The 15522-nt window shown below is 55.8% G+C and carries 12 protein-coding genes, 2 tRNA genes and 2 other RNA genes; 7 read left to right on the plus strand and 9 right to left on the minus strand.

Annotated features, from left to right (window positions below):
- Positions 1-113: 113 nt before the first annotated feature.
- The 3 genes from galU to rssA all read right to left on the minus strand — a co-directional run bounded on the left by galU (position 114) and on the right by rssA (position 3232).
- A complete protein-coding gene (galU, locus tag ES815_RS22705; RefSeq protein ID WP_142489834.1) occupies positions 114-1022 on the minus strand; it encodes a UTP--glucose-1-phosphate uridylyltransferase GalU in 909 nt (302 codons plus the stop codon).
- A gap of 201 nt (positions 1023-1223) precedes the next feature.
- The gene (gene rssB / locus ES815_RS22710) at positions 1224-2237 is read right to left on the minus strand and encodes a two-component system response regulator RssB (RefSeq protein ID WP_142490111.1); all 1014 of its coding nucleotides are present in this window, start codon (positions 2235-2237) and stop codon (positions 1224-1226) included.
- Between the two features lie 92 nt (positions 2238-2329).
- Positions 2330-3232: a patatin-like phospholipase RssA gene (gene rssA, locus ES815_RS22715; protein ID WP_142489835.1), complete on the minus strand. Its 903-nt coding sequence runs from the start codon at positions 3230-3232 to the stop codon at positions 2330-2332.
- 114 nt (positions 3233-3346) lie between these two features.
- Between rssA and ES815_RS22720 the strand changes: the two genes are divergently transcribed.
- The 6 genes from ES815_RS22720 (at position 3347) to ES815_RS22745 (ending at position 5402) form a co-directional block, all read left to right on the plus strand.
- A complete protein-coding gene (locus ES815_RS22720) occupies positions 3347-3805 on the plus strand; it encodes a YchJ family protein (RefSeq protein WP_142489836.1) in 459 nt (152 codons plus the stop codon).
- A gap of 46 nt (positions 3806-3851) precedes the next feature.
- Positions 3852-4694 (plus strand): formyltetrahydrofolate deformylase, encoded by an 843-nt coding sequence (gene purU, locus ES815_RS22725; RefSeq protein ID WP_142489837.1) that lies wholly within the window; start codon positions 3852-3854, stop codon positions 4692-4694.
- Positions 4695-4850: 156 nt separating this feature from the next.
- Positions 4851-4935, plus strand: a tRNA-Tyr gene (locus ES815_RS22730).
- A gap of 43 nt (positions 4936-4978) precedes the next feature.
- A non-coding RNA gene (locus ES815_RS22735) (RtT sRNA) lies at positions 4979-5110 on the plus strand.
- 35 nt (positions 5111-5145) lie between these two features.
- Positions 5146-5230: transfer RNA gene (locus ES815_RS22740), tRNA-Tyr, on the plus strand.
- A 45-nt stretch (positions 5231-5275) separates the two neighbouring features.
- A non-coding RNA gene (locus ES815_RS22745) (RtT sRNA) lies at positions 5276-5402 on the plus strand.
- A gap of 155 nt (positions 5403-5557) precedes the next feature.
- Here ES815_RS22745 and ES815_RS22750 read toward each other — a convergent pair.
- The gene (locus tag ES815_RS22750; protein WP_142489838.1) at positions 5558-6001 is read right to left on the minus strand and encodes an Lrp/AsnC family transcriptional regulator; all 444 of its coding nucleotides are present in this window, start codon (positions 5999-6001) and stop codon (positions 5558-5560) included.
- 107 nt (positions 6002-6108) lie between these two features.
- Between ES815_RS22750 and ES815_RS22755 the strand changes: the two genes are divergently transcribed.
- On the plus strand, positions 6109-7005 hold the full coding sequence (locus tag ES815_RS22755; protein WP_142490112.1) for a DMT family transporter: 897 nt from the start codon (positions 6109-6111) through the stop codon (positions 7003-7005).
- Here ES815_RS22755 and narI read toward each other — a convergent pair.
- The 5 genes from narI to ES815_RS22780 form a co-directional block, all read right to left on the minus strand.
- Entirely contained in the window at positions 7002-7679 is a 678-nt protein-coding gene (gene narI, locus ES815_RS22760; protein ID WP_106993195.1) for a respiratory nitrate reductase subunit gamma, read from the minus strand. The two genes, ES815_RS22755 and narI, sit on opposite strands and share 4 nt — an antisense overlap.
- On the minus strand, positions 7679-8389 hold the full coding sequence (narJ, locus tag ES815_RS22765; RefSeq protein ID WP_142489839.1) for a nitrate reductase molybdenum cofactor assembly chaperone: 711 nt from the start codon (positions 8387-8389) through the stop codon (positions 7679-7681). Before narJ ends, narI begins: the two co-directional genes overlap by 1 nt.
- A complete protein-coding gene (narH, locus tag ES815_RS22770; RefSeq protein WP_142489840.1) occupies positions 8386-9921 on the minus strand; it encodes a nitrate reductase subunit beta in 1536 nt (511 codons plus the stop codon). The genes narJ and narH overlap by 4 nt, the downstream gene beginning before the upstream one ends.
- Positions 9918-13661: a nitrate reductase subunit alpha gene (locus tag ES815_RS22775; RefSeq protein ID WP_142489841.1), complete on the minus strand. Its 3744-nt coding sequence runs from the start codon at positions 13659-13661 to the stop codon at positions 9918-9920. Before ES815_RS22775 ends, narH begins: the two co-directional genes overlap by 4 nt.
- 380 nt (positions 13662-14041) lie before the next feature.
- Positions 14042-15436, minus strand: coding sequence for a NarK family nitrate/nitrite MFS transporter (locus ES815_RS22780; RefSeq protein ID WP_142489842.1), 1395 nt, complete (start codon positions 15434-15436; stop codon positions 14042-14044).
- Positions 15437-15522: the final 86 nt, after the last annotated feature.

Consider the following 15522-nt stretch of genomic DNA (forward strand, 5'->3'; position numbering starts at 1 on the left):
ATATAAATTTTAGCCTCTACTATTCCTCTGAGCCCGAGCCCCCATCAAAAACGCATAAAAAAACCGGTGTAGCCAGGCTATCACCGGTTTTTGCTTAGCGCATCAGCGCCTGGTTAGTTTTTAATGTCCAGCGTATCTTTCAGCCAGTCTTTAAATTCTTCACCCAGTGACTGGTGGCGAATACCATATTCAACAAAGGCCTGCATGTAACCGAGTTTATTACCGCAGTCATGGCTCTTACCTTTCATATGGTAGGCTTCAACGGTCTCTTTTTCGATCAGCATGTCGATGCCGTCGGTCAGCTGGATTTCATCTCCGGCGCCTGGAGGCGTTTTCGCCAGCAGCGGCCAAATCTCTGCGCTCAGGACATAACGCCCTACCACAGCCAGATTAGATGGCGCTACGTCGGCTTTTGGCTTCTCAACCACGCCCACCATAGGCACGCTGTCGCCCGGGTTCATCTCCACGCCTTTGCAGTCTACAACGCCGTATGCGGTCACATCTTCAACCGGCTCAACCATAATCTGGCTGCTGCCGGTTTCATCGAAACGTTTAATCATTTCTGCCAGGTTATCCTGAGACAGATCGGATTCAAACTCGTCGAGAATAACGTCCGGTAAAATAACCGCCACCGGCTCGTTACCTACAACCGGATGAGCACACAGCACCGCATGGCCCAGACCTTTTGCCAGCCCCTGACGAACCTGCATAATAGTAACGTGCGGCGGGCAAATAGACTGCACTTCCTGCAGAAGCTGACGCTTAACACGTTTTTCCAGCATGGCTTCGAGTTCAAAACTGGTATCGAAATGGTTTTCGATAGAGTTTTTGGATGAATGTGTTACCAGCACAATTTCAGTAATGCCGGCGGCAATACATTCGTTGACCACATACTGGATTAATGGCTTATCAACGAGTGGCAGCATCTCTTTTGGAATTGCCTTCGTTGCTGGCAGCATCCTGGTTCCCAACCCGGCAACCGGGATAACGGCCTTTGTCACTTTCGAATTTACGGCAGCCATTGAAACTCTCCTGAACTGTTCATGTTTTGAACTTTAGTCTGCATTAATAACGCGTTCAGTATATCAGTCGGAGGGTGAAGTCCAGGTCTGAAAAAGACGCGCTACCGCTTAATTAGGATAAATACGAATGATAACTTGCACCGATAGTAGCATTGCCAATGAAACGGCGGTAAAGCTATCTACCGTTTAAATTCCAACTGATTATTCCGTGGACAACATTAAGCGTAACCGCCCTCCTGTTCCCCAAATTTGACATTGCCATGAGGTGCAGCGGTGGCTTATTTGATTGAGATAGGTATTGCCTAAGGTTCCTAACGGAACGCCGTTGCTGACCTGAATATGATGTTCGCCAGTATTAAGCGTGGCATTAAGACCGGCAGAGACCAGAATCAAATTTTTCAGGCCGCTGTGGTAATAACCGACCAGTAACGGAAATTGTCCGGGTAAACTTGCCTGACGCAGCAGCTGGTTAACCTGTTTAAGTAAACTCCCCAACTCTGGCAGGCGTTGTCCCTGATGAGAAAGTTGTTCCTGGAGCAAGCCATTAAACAGGGCGCGTAATAATAACGCAGCCAGCACGCCATTATCCCCCGCCCGGGTAACATCCAGACAATAAAATGCCAGATCGTTATCGGATAACGGGGCGATATCCAGCACCAGTCCAGGTTGATCGGCGGCCATCAGCTGACGGTAATTCACTTTGCACCCGGAGATGTTCTGTTGCACCGGAGGCTGCAATTCCTGTAAAAGCTTTGCCGCCGCAGTGGGGTTATTAACCAGCGCATCCCAGTCCTGAAAGAGTCGCTCTTCTTCTTCTACCCGCGAATTAAACATATTGGGATAGAGGCACGCGAGGACAGTTTCACGCAGGCGATTAAGATCTTTCACCGGCTTGAGCAGGACATCCTGCACCCCCAGACGCAACGCTTTGGCGATGTCGGCCATATTCTCGGTCGCGGAAATAACGAGGATGGGGATCTGATCCCCCGCGTTACGTAAATGTTCCACCAGCTTCAGGCCGTTCATCCGCGGCATGGCGATATCACAAATCATAAGATCGGGCTTCAGCCCTGCCATTTTTTCCAGGGCGTCGACGCCATCCCCTGCAAGTGCTGTTGTTGCTCCCAGTGATGAAAGCCACGAATCCAGTAGTGAGCGGAAAACAGGCTCGTCTTCAACTATAAGAATTTGTTTCCCGGCTAATGGTTGTGTCATGGTCTCTCCCGGCGCTGACAATAGATCAATAGTGGCATGCTATCGGTACTATCGCCTGTCAGATTTTGCTGAAGTAATCAAAAAAAGCGTGCTCAGGCAGAAGCCCGCACCAAAGGTAATAATTCATCCATTTTCTTTTCGACTGCCTGTGCGCCAGCGGTTATTGCCGCCTCTGCACGATGGAAATCGAGCGTTGAAATTTGTGGACAAAAAGGTTGAATCAATATATCCGGCGGGTCACCCGCCATTCGATTGCGTTTCAGGCGATTTTCCAGCACCTGAATCGAGGTGGTCATAATCTCCATCGCCGTTGGCGCGGCAACCCGTTTACGCGTCGCCACACGGCTCAGACGTCCGCGCAGGCGTTCATGCCAGGCGAGATCGTCAAGTGCACCATCATCCGTTTGGGTATTTACCGGCATCAGGTCCTGCTGCATCAGGTGAGCATCATGCTGGAGATCGACCGCAATCACGATGTCGGCCCCCATCGCGCGGGTCAGTGAAATCGGTACAGGATTAACAACGCCGCCGTCCACCAGCCAGTAGCCATTGTGCGGAACCGGCGCCATCAGGCCCGGCATGCTGCAGGAGGCGCGTACGGCAAGATGGATATCGCCTTCGGTGAACCAGATTTCACGGCCGGTGCTGAGGTTGGTCGCAACCGCACCGAAAGGCATCCGGCAGCTGGAGAATTCGGTCAGGGGCATAACCTGGCGGAAACGGTTGAAGACGCGCTCACCGCGTAATAACCCACCACGTTGCCAGGAGAGATCCATCAGGCGCAGGACGTCCCAGTAGCTAAAGGAACGTACCCAGGTTTCAAGCTCGGGGAGTTTGCCACACGAATAAGCGGCCCCCACCAGAGAACCTATTGAACAGCCTGCGACAATATCAATTTCGATACCTAAACGTTGTAAGGCGTTGATCACACCAATATGTGACCAGCCCCGGGCTGCTCCCGAGCCCAACGCCAGTCCGATTTTAACTTTTCTCATTAGCCCTGTTTAACGTCCCCTGGATTCCTGGCATAGCGTCATTGCAACCGCTCAGTTAACATAGTGCCACCCTGGCGTAATGCGCCATTCATTTTTAGTTTCAGGAAGAGCATCGTGTCTCAACTCTGTCCCTGCGGTAGCGCTCACGAGTATAGCCTATGTTGCCAGCGATATCTTACTGGTGAACAGGTTGCACCGGACCCGGCCTCACTTATGCGGTCCCGATATACCGCTTTTGTGATGCGGGACGCAGACTACCTGGTTAAGACCTGGCACCCATCGTGCCATGCTGTTGATTTTCGTCAGGAGATCGAGGCCGGTTTTGCGAATACGCAATGGGCCGGTCTGACCCAGTACGAAACGGCAGTAGGCAAGGACGAAAACGAGGGATTTGTCAGTTTTGTTGCCCGCTTTACCGAGCAGGGGAAAGCGGGCGCCATCATCGAACGCTCGCGTTTCTTAAAGGAAGGCGGACGGTGGTACTATATTGATGGTACGCGTCCGCAGTTCGGTCGTAATGACCCCTGCCCCTGTGGTTCAGGTAAAAAATTTAAAAAGTGTTGCGGGCAATAAGGCCTGACGACACCGTTTCAGCAAACATGCAAAGGATTTTCCGGCAATGCAATCAACACAACGCAAAGTGCTGCGCACCATTTGTCCCGACCAGAAAGGGCTGATCGCCCGTATTACCAACATCTGCTATAAGCATGAACTTAACATCGTGCAGAACAACGAGTTTGTTGATCACCGTACCGGCCGCTTCTTTATGCGTACCGAGCTGGAAGGGATTTTCAATGACGTGACGCTGCTGGCCGATCTGGACGGCGCGCTGCCGGAAGGTTCCGTGCGCGAGCTGACTCCCGCCGGTCGTCGCCGTGTGGTGATTCTGGTCACCAAAGAGGCCCACTGTCTGGGCGATCTGCTGATGAAAGCCAACTACGGCGGTCTGGATGTGGAGATCGCCGCGGTCATTGGCAACCACGAGACGCTGCGCACCCTGGTTGAGCGCTTTGATATTCCGTTTGAGCTGGTCAGCCATGAGGGCCACACCCGCGAAGAGCATGACAATTTAATGGCGCAGGCCATCGAAGCGCATAACCCGGATTACGTGGTGCTGGCGAAATACATGCGCGTGCTGACGCCATCCTTCGTCGCGCGGTTCCCGAATAAGATCATCAATATTCACCACTCGTTCCTGCCGGCCTTTATCGGGGCGCGTCCTTATCACCAGGCGTACGAGCGCGGCGTGAAGATCATTGGCGCCACGGCGCACTACGTGAATGACAACCTGGATGAAGGCCCAATCATCATGCAGGACGTGATTCATGTCGATCACACCTACACGGCAGAAGATATGATGCGTGCCGGACGCGACGTTGAGAAAAATGTGTTAAGCCGGGCGCTGTATCAGGTGCTGGCGCAGCGTGTCTTTGTGTACGGTAACAGAACGATAATTCTTTAATCCTTTATAAAATGAATTGATTAGCTTTGCGGCTTTATGCATAAAAATCAGGCAAACGATTCAATTTAGCAAAGGAAGTCTTTACAGGGGCGCGTCATTTGATATGATGCGCCCCGCTTCCCGCAAGGAAGCAGGCCATTAAAAGCATTACCCCGTGGTGGGGTTCCCGAGCGGCCAAAGGGAGCAGACTGTAAATCTGCCGTCATCGACTTCGAAGGTTCGAATCCTTCCCCCACCACCATTATTCACCACAGCGATGTGGTAGCACCGATGAGATGTAGCGAAGTTTGCACTTATCGGGAAGGGTGAGAACCTTCGATTAAGGTTCGGGTCGAGCGAAAGCGAGACAACGTTGCCAGAGGCAACGGCCCGAAGGGTGAGGAGCGGAGCGACAAATAATCCTTCCCCCACCACCATCTTCAAGCTTTACCTCAAAATGTGAATTGCCCCTGGTGGGGTTCCCGAGCGGCCAAAGGGAGCAGACTGTAAATCTGCCGTCATCGACTTCGAAGGTTCGAATCCTTCCCCCACCACCATCACTTCTAAATTGCACTCAACCTCAAATTCGCACCATGCCTCATATTCTTCCGATGCAGGGAAGGATGAGAAGCTTCGACTAAGGTTCGATTCGAGCGCAGCGAGAAAGCGTTGCCGCAGGCAACGACCCGAAGGGCGAGGCGCAGCCGAGTTATCCTTCCCCCACCACCATCACTTCTCTGAAAAAAAACCAAATCAACGCCATTATCCGGCTTCTGCGCACCTGTTTTCCCCGGTGGCGCTGCGCTTACCGGGGCTACAAAAATACAAAACCGCACCATACCCGTAGGCCGGGTAAGGCGCAGCCGCCACCCGGCGACATCCACCTACAACGGTGGCAACCGACGGGTGACCGGTGAACTCTTCACAATCGACGTATTGCACTGGGCATGTTCCGCCAGCCCATCCAGCAGCATATCCAGCTGCGCGATCGAGCGCACCACCAGCCTGATGACAAAACAGTCCTCGCCGGTCACTTTGTCGCTTTCAATACACTCCGGCATCGCCTGGATATATTTATCTACCTTATGCAATAACCCCGGCAACGGGCGCACGCGCACCAGCGCTTGCAGGGTATAGCCTAACGCCGCCAGGTTCACCCGGGCGCCGTATCCCTGAACGACGCCCCGCTCCTCCAGCCTTTTTAACCGCTCTGCCGTGCTGGGTGACGTGAGCCCCACCCGACCGCTCAACACCTTCAGCGACATGCGCGCATCCTCCACCAGACAGGCCAGAATCCGGCGGTCGATCTCATCGATAAGGTATTCCATAACTTCCACCTAATTTATAAAAGCAAATCACCCCTACCACCTTAATTCAGCGCTGTAAAACCGGACACGTTTTTTCAACAATAAGGGTATTAATCAGGAGGTGTATGATGCGTGACATTCAACAGGGCGTCTGGCAAATGAGCCTGGCGATGCTGATATCCGGCTCTATTGGCGCTTTTGTTTTACTCTCGGGCTTACCGGTGACGGAAGTGGTGTTCTGGCGCTGTCTGATTGGCGCCATTGCGCTGTTTCTCTTTATTCGATTAAGTAAACAGCCTTTCAGCCCGTTAACCAAAGTCACGCTGGGCCTCGCCATTCTTGGCGGCGTCGCGCTGGTGGTGAACTGGCTGCTGCTGTTCGCCGCCTTTGAGCGGATCTCTATCGGCCTGTCGACGGTGGTTTATAACACCCAGCCCTTTATGCTGGTGCTGATGGGCATGCTGCTGGGCGAACGGGTGAGTCTGGTGAAGTGGGGTTGGTTATTCCTCGCCTTTGGCGGCGTGGTTATTCTGCTCTCCAGCGAACTGACCGGCGGGCATGAAGCGGGATGGCTGGCCGGTATCGGCCTGGCGCTGGGCGCAGCTTTCTTCTATGCCCTCACCGCCATCATCACGCGGAAGTTAAAGACTCTCGCGCCGCAGCATATCGCCTTTATTCAGGTCCTGACCGGCGTGGTGATGCTTCTGCCGCTGGCGCATATGCCGACCTTCTCCGCCGATTTCCCGTGGGGGATTTTATTGACGCTGGGCATTGTCCACACCGGGATCATGTATCAGCTGCTCTACAGCGCCATTCAGAAGCTCCCTACCCCTGTTATCGGCTCGCTGTCGTTTATCTATCCGGTAGTTGCGCTGATTGTCGATAATCTGGTGTTTGGCCACTCGCTGAGCCTCACTCAGCTGGCCGGTGGGGCCTTGATTCTGCTGGCCGCAGCGGGCAACAACCTGGGTTGGGGCGAAAAAAAACCCCGCCACAGCGGGGTTCAGATTAAAACAGCGGATTAGCGACGGGCACGCACAATCTGATATCTGCGCGTCAGGTACTCCACCGGCGCGCTCCAGATATGCACCAGACGGGAGAACGGGAACAGCAGGAACAGGGTCATACCCAGCACCAGGTGCACGCGGAAGACAAAGGCTACACCGTCCAGATGCTCAGACGCACCGCCGTGGAAGGTCACCACCGACTGCGCCCAACCCACCAGCTTCAGCATTTCACTCCCGTCCATGTGTTGTGCAGAGAACGGAATAGTCAGCAGGCCCAGCGCACACTGCACCATCAGCAGGGAGAGGATCAGAATATCCGCCCCGGTAGTGGTGGCGCGCACGCGCGGGCTGAACAGACGACGCTTCAGCAGCATCAGGCCGCCCACCAGGGTCATCACGCCGCAGGCCCCCCCGGCAATCATCGCCATCTTCTGCTTCACGTCCATCGGCAGGAAGGATTCATACATCCAGTGCGGGGTCAGCATGCCCAGGAAGTGGCCGGCAAAGATACCCAGAATCCCGATGTGGAACAGGTTCGACGCCATGTTCATCCCTTTGCGATCCAGCATCTGGCTTGAGGCGGCGCGCCAGGTGTACTGGCCGTAGTCGTAACGCAGCCAGCTACCAATCAGAAATACCGAACCCGCAATGTACGGATAGATATCGAAGAAGAACATATTCAGGAAGTGCATTATTGCTGTCCTCCGTTAGAGATATTCAAATATTGCGGGGCAACGGCACCGGCAAAACGACGCTGGTGAGCAGAGATTTCCGACTCGCCGCAGCTCTGGTCAGCAAAGAACTTCACCTGCTCCTCTTCCCAGACCGCATCCAGCGCCTGTGGGGTGTCGTCCCGGGCTTCATCCGCGATTTTCTCCGCCACTTTTTCACTGTCGACCGAGGCGTTGGCCAGCTTCACCAGCAGATCGAACAGCACCGCATAGCGGCTTTCACGCTGCTGAAGACGCGCACCCAGTAACGCCAGGATCGGCGCGATATCTTGCAAACCGCCCAGCGCCTCTTCTTTCGGCAACTGCGCCAGATATTCCAGATACAGCGGGAGGTGATCCGGCAGCTCGCGGCTGTCGAGCTGCATACCATGCTGCTCGTACTGCGCCATCAGATCGACCATCGCCTGACCCCGATCGCGGGATTCGCCGTGTACGTGTTCAAACAGCAGCAGCGACGTGGCGCGGCCACGATCGAACAGCTGGCTGTAGTCAGACTGGGCATCCAGAAGATCGCGCGCTAACAGGTCGCGCAGGAAAACGCCAAGCCGCTGGGCATCCTCCTTGTCCAGGTTTTCCGATGACGCGAGTGCATCGAAGAGCTCCTGTTGATGCTGCACAAGCGCAGCATCCGGGTACTCGAGCAGACGCGAAACAATGACGAGTTCAATCATTGGTGCGGCTCCGTTTTGCTGGTCACATCCATCGCATCGATGCGGCGGCTGTTGAACAGGTTGAATTTGTTGTCTGAACCGTGGCAACCGTCGCCGAAGGTAAAGCCACACCCGCTTTTCTCCGGGAAGGCTTCACGCGCCAGCTCACGGTGGCTGCTTGGCACCACGAAACGATCTTCGTAGTTGGCAATTGCCAGATAGCGGTACATCTCCTGGGCCTGGGCTTCGCTCAGACCCACCTCTTCCAGCGCACGGGTATCAATCACGCCGTCAACGGTTTCGGTGCGTTTGAAGTGGCGCATCGCCAGCATGCGTTTCAGGGCCAGCAGTACCGGCTGGGTGTCACCTGCGGTCAGCAGGTTCGCCAGATACTGAACCGGGATACGCAGGCTTTCGACATCCGGCAGGATACCGTTGCTGCCCAGCTCGCCCGCGTCCGCCGCGGACTGAATTGGAGACAGCGGCGGCACGTACCAGACCATTGGCAATGTGCGGTATTCCGGGTGCAGCGGCAGGGCCAGCTTCCAGTCCATCGCCATTTTATAGACCGGCGACTGCTGCGCCGCGTCGATCACGCTCTGCGGAATGCCGTCTGCCAGCGCCTGAGCGATCACTTTCGGATCGTTCGGATCGAGGAACACGTCCAGCTGACGCTGATAGAGATCTTTCTCGTTCTCGGTGCTCGCCGCGTTCTCAATCGCATCCGCGTCGTACAGCAGCACGCCGAGGTAGCGGATACGGCCTACGCAGCTTTCAGAACAGACGGTCGGCATCCCGGCTTCGATACGCGGGTAGCAGAAGATGCACTTCTCGGACTTACCGCTCTTCCAGTTGAAGTAGATCTTTTTGTACGGGCAGCCGGTAATGCACATACGCCAGCCGCGGCACTTGTCCTGGTCGATCAGCACGATACCGTCTTCTTCACGCTTGTAGATGGCACCGCTCGGGCAGGTCGCCACGCACGCCGGGTTAAGGCAGTGTTCGCACAGGCGCGGCAAATACATCATGAAGGTGTTTTCGAACTGGCCGTACATCGCCTTCTGCATGTTGTCGAAGTTCTGGTCTTTGGCGCGTTTTTCGAACTCGCCGCCCAGAATCTCTTCCCAGTTTGGCCCGCTGGTGATCTTGTCCATGCGCTGACCGGTGATCAGCGAGCGTGGACGGGCAATCGGCTGGTGTTTACTCTCCGGCGCGTTGTGCAGGTTCTGGTAGTCAAAATCAAACGGCTCGTAGTAATCGTCGATGCCCGGCAGATGCGGGTTTGCGAAGATTTTACCCAGCAGCAACGCGCGGTTACCCATGCGTGGCTGCAGCTTACCGTTGATTTTACGGATCCAGCCGCCCTTCCACTTCTCCTGGTTTTCCCAGTCGGTCGGGAAGCCGGTGCCCGGCTTGCTTTCCACGTTGTTGAACCAGGCGTACTCCATACCTTCCCGGCTGGTCCAGACGTTTTTACAGGTGACTGAGCAGGTGTGACAGCCGATGCATTTATCCAGATTCAGCACCATGCCGACTTGTGAACGAATTTTCATTTTACGCTCTCCTGTACCTGGTCATTACCTTCGCCGTCTAACCAGTTAATATTCTTCATCTTACGTACCACCACGAACTCATCGCGGTTCGATCCTACGGTGCCGTAGTAGTTAAAGCCGTAGGCCAGCTGCGCATAGCCGCCGATCATGTGGGTTGGTTTCGGCGTAATACGGGTCACGGAGTTGTGGATCCCGCCGCGCTGCTCGGTGATCTCTGAACCCGGCAGGTTAACGATACGTTCCTGGGCGTGGTACATCATGGTCATCCCGGCCGGGACACGCTGGCTCACTACCGCACGCGCCGTCAGGGCACCGTTGCTGTTAAACACTTCGATCCAGTCGTTATCTTCAATACCCAGATCTTTGGCGTCCGCTTCGCTCATCCAGACAATCGGACCACCGCGCGACAGGGTCAGCATCAGCAGGTTGTCGCTGTAGGTGGAGTGGATACCCCACTTCTGGTGCGGCGTCAGGAAGTTCAGCGCCTTCTCAGGGTTTCCGTTGGATTTCGCGCCCATTACGGCTTTTACCGAACGGGTGTCGATTGGCGGACGGTAAACCAGCAGGCTTTCACCGAAGTCGCGCATCCACTGGTGATCCTGATACAGAGACTGACGACCGGTCAGGGTACGCCATGGGATCAGCTCGTGAACGTTGGTGTAGCCGGCGTTATAGGAGACGTGCTCATCTTCCAGACCAGACCAGGTCGGGCTGGAGATGATTTTGCGCGGCTGGGCCTGAATATCGCGGAAGCGGATTTTCTCTTCCTCTTTATTCGTCGCCAGATGCGTGTGGTCACGGCCGGTAAATTCACTCAGCGCTGCCCAGGCTTTCACGGCCACGTGGCCGTTGGTTTCCGGGGCCAGGGTCAGGATCATCTCTGCCGCATCAATCGCGGTGTTCAGCATTGGCTGACCTTTGGCCGGGCCGTCCGCTTTGGTGTAGTTGAGCTTACGCAGCAGGTCCATTTCGGTCTGGGTGTTCCAGCCAATCCCTTTCCCGCCGTTACCGATTTTTTCCATCAGCGGGCCGATAGAGGTAAAGCGCTCGTAGGTTGCCGGATAGTCACGTTCAACCGGAATGATGTGCGGCGCCGTTACGCCCGGGATCAGGTCACATTCGCCTTTTTTCCAGTCCTTCACGTCCAGCGGCTGCGCCAGTTCGGCAGCGGAGTCGTGCTGGATGGGCAGCGTCACTACGTCAGTCTCTTTGCCGAGGTGCCCCACGCAGACTTCGGAGAATTTCTTCGCGATATCTTTGTAGATATCCCAGTCGCTTTTCGATTCCCAGGCCGGGTCAACGGCGGCAGACAGCGGATGAATAAACGGATGCATATCCGAGGTATTCATGTCGTCTTTTTCATACCAGGTGGCGGTTGGCAGCACGATGTCGGAATACAGGCAGGTGCTGGAGAGACGGAAGTCCAGGGTCACCACCAGGTCCAGCTTGCCGTCGAGACCGTTGTCTTTCCACTCCACCTCTTCCGGCTTCACGCCGCCCTGCTTGCCGAGATCTTTACCCTGGATACCGTTTTCGGTACCGAGCAGGTATTTCAGCATGTACTCGTGGCCTTTACCGGACGAACCCAGCAGGTTTGAGCGCCAGATAAACAGGTTGCGTGGGTGGTTTTTACCGTTCTCAGGCTGTTCCGCCGCAAAGCGAATGGAGCCCTCTTTCAGGGATTTGACGGTGTAGTCCACCGGCGTCATGCCCGCCTTCTTCGCCTCTTCCGCGATACGCAGCGGGTTGGTTCCCAGCTGAGGTGCAGACGGTAGCCAGCCCATACGCTCTGCGCGCACGTTGAAGTCGATCAGGTGGCCGCTGTAGCGGGATTTATCCGCCATCGGGGAGAGCAGCTCCTGGGCGGTAACCGTCTCGTAGCGCCACTGGCTGGAGTGGTTATAGAAGTAGGAGGTGCTGTTCATGTGGCGTGCCGGACGCTGCCAGTCGAGGGCAAACGCCAGCGGCTGCCAGCCGGTCTGCGGACGCAGTTTTTCCTGGCCGACATAGTGTGCCCAGCCGCCGCCGCTCTGACCGACGCAGCCGCAGAAGATCAGCATGTTGATCAGGCCGCGATAGTTCATATCGAGGTGATACCAGTGGTTCAGACCGGCACCGACGATGATCATTGAACGACCGTGAGTCTTGTCGGCGTTATCGGCAAATTCACGTGCGGTACGGATGATGTGCGCCCGTGGTACGCCGGTGATCTGCTCCGCCCATGCCGGGGTGTAGGCTTTTACGTCGTCATAGTGAGTGGCGCAGTTTTCATCATTCAGACCGCGCTCCAGGCCGTAGTTGGCCAGGGTCAGGTCGTAAACGGTGGTCACCAGCGCGGTAGTACCATCGGCCAGCTGCAGGCGTTTCACCGGCAGTTTGTGCATCAGGATGTTCTGCAGCTCAACCTTGTTGAAGTGCTCTGAACCTTCGCCGCCAAAGTACGGGAAGCCGACATCGGCGATCTCGTCCTGGCTGCCCAGCATGCTCAGGCGCAGTTCGGTCTCTTCGCCGGACGTGCCATCGCGCTGCTCAAGGTTCCATTTGCCCTTCTCGCCCCAGCGGAAACCGATAGAGCCGTTCGGCGCAATCATGTCGCCATTGCTGTTGTAGGCAACGGTTTTCCACTCCGGGTTGTTTTCCTGGCCCAGCGCATCCACCAGGTCGGCGGCACGCAGCATACGACCCGCGGCATAATAACCGTCACGCTCTTCCAGCATCACCAGCATCGGCATGTCGGTATATTTGCGCACGTAGTCGGTGAAGTACTGGCTTGGCTTGTCGAGGTGGAACTCACGCAGCATCACGTGGCCCATCGCCAGCGCCATCGCGGCATCGGTACCCTGCTTCGGTGCCAGCCACAGGTCGCACAGCTTGGCGATTTCGGCGTAGTCCGGGGTCACGGCAACGGTTTTGGTGCCTTTGTAACGCACTTCGGTAAAGAAGTGGGCGTCCGGGGTACGGGTCTGCGGAACGTTAGAGCCCCAGGCGATGATGTAGCTGGAGTTGTACCAGTCGGCGGATTCTGGCACATCGGTCTGCTCGCCCCAGGTCTGTGGAGACGCAGGCGGCAGGTCGCAGTACCAGTCGTAGAAGCTCAGGCAGGTACCGCCAATCAGGGAGAGATAACGCGCGCCGGACGCATAGGAGACCATCGACATCGCCGGGATCGGCGAGAAGCCCGCGACACGGTCCGGGCCGTAGGTTTTAACGGTATAAACGTTAGAGGCGGCAATCAGCTCATTCACTTCCTGCCAGGAGGAGCGGACAAAACCGCCGCGACCGCGCGCCTGCTTGAAGCTTTTCGCTTTGTCGGCGTCTTCGATAATAGAGGCCCAGGCCTCAACCGGATCGCTGTGCTGCACTTTCGCTTCACGCCACATTTTCATCAGGCGTTTACGCATCAGCGGATATTTCAGGCGGTTAGCGCTGTAGAGATACCAGGAGTAGCTGGCGCCACGCGGGCAGCCACGCGGTTCGTGGTTTGGCATATCCGGGCGGGTGCGCGGGTAGTCGGTCTGCTGCATTTCCCAGGTCACCAGACCGTTTTTCACGAAAATCTTCCAGCTGCATGAGCCGGTGCAGTTTACGCCGTGGGTGGAACGGACAACTTTGTCATGCTGCCAGCGCTGACGGTAACCGTCTTCCCAGTCCCGGTTGGTCTCCAGAACCTGGCCGTGCCCATCGGCAAAAGTTTCACCCTTCTGTTTGAAGTAGCGAAACCGGTCCAAAAATTTGCTCATCGGGTATCTCCTGTGTGGAGCCTGTGGCTCTCTAAATCGACATTGCTGATTTGCAGCGAAGGTAACGCTATGAAAGATGGCGGGAATTGATAACGATCAAGAGGAACGGGGGATGTTATGAGGGGCTAATTCTCCACTACCCCTAAAGCGGTATAGAGGAAAACACATCAAGTTGCTGTTTTATATGTCTATTTGTGATTTATCGTACAAAAGTATGCCTGGAAGTTTTACAGAGTGGTATTAAGGGGTAGAGCGTCCTGATTAGCGATGGCGATCACAGCGGCTGCCCGACGGCAGGGGGTACCGCCTTTAGTATGTTGTAACTAAATACAGGATAAAAAAAGCGCGGCACCAGGCCGCGCAAACGGATAATCACTTACTTACTTTTTATTAGAATTGCGTCCATATACCAGCCAGGTGACAAACACGCAGACGATATAGAAAACGAGGAACACTTTCATGGCACCCGCCGGGGAGCCGGTCAGATCCAGCGAAATGCCGAACGCTTTAGGGATAAAGAACCCGCCAATCGCGCCAATCGCAGAGATGAAGCCCAGCGCGGCTGCGGTATCGGTGGCCGCTTCACGCATCGCCTGCTGTTCGTTGCCGCCCTGCGCTTTAACGCGATCCATCGTCAGCTTACGGAAGATCACCGAAATCATCTGGAAGGTGGAAGCACTGCCCAGCCCGGCCGTCAGGAACAGCACCATAAACACCGCGAAGAAGGCGCCAAAATTACCGCCCACGCCGTTTACCGGCAGGGTCATGAACAGCAGGGCGCAGAAGATCGCCATCACCACAAAGTTCACCAGGGTGACGCGGGTACCACCCAGACGGTCGGAGATCATCCCCCCGGTGGAGCGCGCCAGTGCGCCAATGAACGGACCGAAGAAGGCGTAGTGCAGGATCTGCACGTCCGGGAACTGGGTTTTTGACAGCATCGCAAACCCGGCGGAGAAGCCGATAAAGGAGCCGAAGGTCGCCAGATAGAGCAGCGCCATGATCCACAGGTGGGCACGCTTCAGCACCGGCAGCTGTTCGCTGAGGGAGGCTTTCGACGCCGCCAGATCGTTCATACCGAACCATGCGGCCAGGGTTAAGACCACCAGGAACGGCACCCAGATCCACGCGGCATTCTGCAGGAACAGGTAAGAGCCATCAGCCTGCTCAACGCCCGCACCGCCAAAGGCCGCAAAGATAGAGACCGAAATCGCCAGCGGCGCAATCAGCTGCATCACGCTGACGCCCATGTTGCCCAGACCGCCGTTGATCCCCAGCGCCCCGCCCTGCTTCTGTTTCGGGAAGAAGAAGCTGATGTTGGCCATGCTGGAGGCAAAGTTAGCCCCGGCAAAACCGCACAGCAGGGAGATAATCACAAAGACGCTAAACGGAGTAGAGGTATCCTGTACCGCAAAGCCCAGCCACACGCACGGAATAATCATGATCCCGGTACTGAACGCGGTCCAGCGGCGACCGCCGAACAGCGGCACCATAAAGGCATAAGGCACACGCAGCAGCGCACCGGAGAGTGCCGGCAGCGCCGTTAACATAAACAGCTGGTCGGTGGTAAATTTGAAGCCCACTTTTGGCAGGTTAACCGCGACGGCGCTGAACAACATCCAGACGCAAAACGCCAGCAGCAGGCAGGGAACGGAAATCCAAAGATTACGACTGGCTATACGTTGGCCGCGCTGTTGCCAGAACGCCGGATCTTCCGGACGCCACTCCGTAATAACCGGGCCAGAATCCCTTTCGGGGGTAGTTGAGTGACTCATAGACACCTCTGATTCTTAAAAGATGCTACAAAGATCAGGGTTTTAAGCTGGCGGTAAGTTGATATAAATCAAGGAGAAGGCGGGCA

The sequence above is a fragment of the Leclercia adecarboxylata genome (assembly GCF_006874705.1).
In the GTDB taxonomy this organism is placed as follows: domain Bacteria; phylum Pseudomonadota; class Gammaproteobacteria; order Enterobacterales; family Enterobacteriaceae; genus Enterobacter; species Enterobacter adecarboxylatus_C.

Bases quoted from the DNA above. Each gene is read 5' to 3' on its own strand.
- galU (WP_142489834.1), bottom strand. From the start codon at position 1,022: ATGGCTGCCGTAAATTCGAAAGTGACAAAGGCCGTTATCCCGGTTGCC.
- rssB (WP_142490111.1), bottom strand. From the start codon at position 2,237: ATGACACAACCATTAGCCGGGAAACAAATTCTTATAGTTGAAGACGAG.
- rssA (WP_142489835.1), bottom strand. From the start codon at position 3,232: ATGAGAAAAGTTAAAATCGGACTGGCGTTGGGCTCGGGAGCAGCCCGG.
- purU (WP_142489837.1), top strand. From the start codon at position 3,852: ATGCAATCAACACAACGCAAAGTGCTGCGCACCATTTGTCCCGACCAG.
- ES815_RS22750 (WP_142489838.1), bottom strand. From the start codon at position 6,001: ATGGAATACCTTATCGATGAGATCGACCGCCGGATTCTGGCCTGTCTG.
- ES815_RS22755 (WP_142490112.1), top strand. From the start codon at position 6,109: ATGCGTGACATTCAACAGGGCGTCTGGCAAATGAGCCTGGCGATGCTG.
- narI (WP_106993195.1), bottom strand. From the start codon at position 7,679: ATGCACTTCCTGAATATGTTCTTCTTCGATATCTATCCGTACATTGCG.
- narJ (WP_142489839.1), bottom strand. From the start codon at position 8,389: ATGATTGAACTCGTCATTGTTTCGCGTCTGCTCGAGTACCCGGATGCT.
- narH (WP_142489840.1), bottom strand. From the start codon at position 9,921: ATGAAAATTCGTTCACAAGTCGGCATGGTGCTGAATCTGGATAAATGC.
- ES815_RS22775 (WP_142489841.1), bottom strand. From the start codon at position 13,661: ATGAGCAAATTTTTGGACCGGTTTCGCTACTTCAAACAGAAGGGTGAA.
- ES815_RS22780 (WP_142489842.1), bottom strand. From the start codon at position 15,436: ATGAGTCACTCAACTACCCCCGAAAGGGATTCTGGCCCGGTTATTACG.